Raw genomic sequence first — 3,567 nt, 5'->3', positions numbered from 1 at the left:
GTGGCAGACAGAGGACAGCCGGAAACCGGGCTGTGCGAACACCACACCGCGCATACGGACGATTGCGGCTATACGGAAGAAACGCCGGGAACACCATGCACCTATGTGTGTGAAATCTGCAATCCGCAGGACAGCGGCGAAGCCGACAAGGAACCGGAAACAGGAATCGTCAAACAAGAGCAATGCTCTTGTTTGACCCTCTGTACAGAGGGTCAGATCAATCCTGACTGCCCGGTCTGCGGCGCAGAGGATGCCGGCCTGTCGGACTGCAAAGGGAAATCTGCGGAAGAAGATATGGCACAGCCGGAAGATACCAGCATCTGCAAGCACCATCGGGAACATGATGAATCCTGCGGCTACCAGCCTGCGTCAGAGAATGGGGAAGGCAGCCCGTGTACTTATGAGTGCCGCATCTGCCCGATAGAGGAATTGATTGCCGCCCTGTCGGATGTGGGGAGCATCACGGATGAGAATGCGGAGAAAGTGCGGGCGCAGCTTGAGCAGATACTTGCATTGTTTGCAGAACTGACCGGGGAGGAACAGGAGCAGCTTGACCTCTCCCGCTGTTATGCGCTGCAAGAGGCGCTGGACGGGGCCAACGCACCCGCCCCGGCAGAGGGCCATGCCGAACAGCAGGAAAATGACGTAGCCAGCGTGACCATTGCTGGCGCCACCACCTATGTGGGCAATTTGGCCGATGCGTTCACAGAAGGAAACTCCGGCGCGACAGTAACCCTGCTGTCGGAGGTGGATTTAGGCAGCAACTACATTGAAATCAGAGGCAGCAGCACCTTCACGTTGGATTTGAACGGTCAGACTGTCAAAGCATCTTACTATGACGCATTTGATATCTCAGGCGGCAGCCTTACCATTCAAGACAGCGGAACCGGTGGAAAGATTGAGAGTTCAAATATTACCATCGAAGTAAAAAGCGGGACTCTATCCATCAAAAGCGGGACTGTTTCAGGATTTTGCGGTGTGAGAATTTCCGGTGGAACCGTCAACATTTCCGGCGGAGTTATCTCGGGAGAGGAAAGGGGATTGTGGGTACACAATTCCGGGAAAGCAGTTCTCTCCGGCGGAACCCTCATAGGAAGATTTGCAGTATCTATAAGTGCCGATGCGTCTGTCACGCTGAAAAATCTACTTGCGGAGGGCTATGCCTATCACAGAAATAACCTACCTGTTACAAAGGCAGAAGGATGGGTGGATAGCAGCAATACTTGGGGGGAAGTATCGCTTGATACAAAAGCCATGCTGACCGGCACAGTGACGGTGAAGAAGTGCAACCATACCGGCGAGGGCGTCTGCGAGTGCACGCCGAATGAAGGTGCGGAAACCCACGCCATGACCTGTCTGGCCTGCGGGTATGCGGGAGCTGCGGAGGACTGTCAGTACACCTATACGCCCGACAGCGGCGGGGAGCATCACATCACTGCTTGTCAGTTCTGCGGCAGGACCAAAACAGAGGCGCATACCTACGGCTCGTGGACGCCGGAACATAATGAGAACGCCGTTACCATCCGGCGCAGCTGTGAAAACTGCGGCTATACGAAAACGGATGGTACGTTCACAGCGCCGGCCCCCGGCCAAACCATGCAATATGGAAAGCCCATCACACTTACCTGTTCCTCCACCCTGCCGGATGCAACCTTCCAATGGATTCTTAAGAGTTTAAATGATATGTCTACCGTCCAGGAGTCCACAGGAGCCAGCTTTACACCGTCGGAGACACTTGCAGTAGGTGTGTACATGTGGTCTGCTCGCGTAACGTGGTGGACTGGCTCGGATGGCGGGACCATGACTCTAAGTGACTATTTAAGTGTCCTTCCCGCCCCGCTGACCGCCACCGGAGCAACGGCGGAGGGCAGGGCCTATGACGGAACCAATTCGGTGGAGATCACCGGCGTGACGCTGGCCGGAATTTTGAACGGCGATGATGTATCCGTTGATACCACCGGCCTGACCGGAACCCTGAACGGCTCCAACGCGGGAACCTATACCAACCTCACCCTGCCCGCAATGACCCTCACCGGCGCGGACGCGGAGAATTACACTGTGACCCGGCCCGCAGGAGCGGTCCCGGCCAGCGTGACCATCCGCAAAGCTGCGCCCCTCACCCCCAAGACCGGCGATCTGGCGGTTGCCAATACGCAGGAGCATACTTACACCTACGGCCTGGGCGCTCTGCGGCCCGATGTGCCGGAGGGCATAAGCCTGGGCAGCACCGCCGTCACCTACGAGCTTGGTCCGGTCAATCTGGGCAGCTACTACGACAGCGGCGCAATGATTGACGGCCAGACCCTTACCCTGCCCATTAAGGCGGTGGAGAGCGACAGCGAAACTAAAATCGGAACCATCACCGTCACCATCCATACCCAAAACTTCGAGGATATGACCGCCACCATCAACGTGCGGAGCGTCAACAAGCAGTCCGTGGACATTTCCGGCGTGACACTGACCGGGCGTACCTATAATGGCAGTCCTATTGAATACCAGCAGACCGCCACCGCCTCTGTGGACGGCAAGACGGTAAACGTAAATGGCTTTGTCTACACCTGGGATACCCCGAACCATGCGGCCCCGGTCAATGCCGGGAACTACACCCTCACCGTTTCCGTGGACCCGGAGGATCGGAACTACATTGGCAGCACAACGATTCCCGTTGTGATTGAACAGGCGGAAATCAGAGTTACCGCCCCAAGCAAAACGATTTATGTGGGGGAAACTGCCCCCGTATTCTCTGCGGCAGACTGTAACATCACGGGCCTTGTTCAAGGTGAAAACCTGAAAACCCCGCCAACCGTAGCCTATGCCGAAGCCCCGGATACCTCCAAAACCGGCTCTGTGACGGTCACGGCCAGCGGAGCGGAAGTCCCGGAGGGCGGTAATTACAAAGACAGAATCGTCTATGAGAACGGAACCCTGACAATTACCAGTAAACCCCTGCCGCCTGCTAAATACACCGTAACAGTGCAGGCCGGTAAAGGTGGCACAGCTTCCGCTTCCCCATCATCAGCGGAGAAAGGAACAAAAATCACCCTGAACGCCACACCGGACGGCGGCTATCACTTCAAGGAATGGCAAGTCATTTCCGGCGGCGTGACAATCAGTAATAACAGCTTTACCATGCCCGCCGCAAATGTGACTGTCAAAGCGATGTTTGAAAAGGACGGCGGTACTACACCGCCACAGCCTGCGGAATACAGCGTGACCTTTGATGGGAACGGCGGCACAAGCCCGGCGGCGCAGACCACCACAGGCGGGAAATTGACAAACCTGCCGACTTCCACTCAAAGCGGGTATTCCTTTAACGGCTGGTACACTGCAAAAACAGGCGGCGATAAAATCACCCTTGATACCATCTTTACATCAAGTGTGACCGTCTATGCACATTGGACGAAAGACAGTAGCGGCGGTTCCTCCGGCGGTGGGAACGGAAACTCTGGCGGTTCCAGCAGCGGGGGAGGTTCCTCATCCGGCGGCGGTTCTTCCGGCGGTGACAATGGTTCCTCCGGCGGCGGCTCCACGATTGTAGCGCGTCCCGACGAAACCAAGCCGGACACT

1 protein-coding gene is annotated in these 3,567 nt (G+C 56.5%); it reads left to right on the top strand.

Annotated elements, in window-relative coordinates; translation table 11 throughout:
- Positions 1-3,567, top strand: a 3,567-nt coding sequence (locus D5269_RS18740) for a YDG domain-containing protein (RefSeq protein ID WP_243126944.1), incomplete at both ends; no start/stop codon positions are given.

The organism is Anaerotruncus sp. 1XD42-93 (genome assembly GCF_009917605.1).
In the GTDB taxonomy this organism is placed as follows: Bacteria; Bacillota; Clostridia; order Oscillospirales; family Ruminococcaceae; genus Anaerotruncus.
The sequence above is the reverse complement of the archived record's forward strand: the minus strand, read 5'-3'. Positions and strand labels throughout refer to the sequence as shown.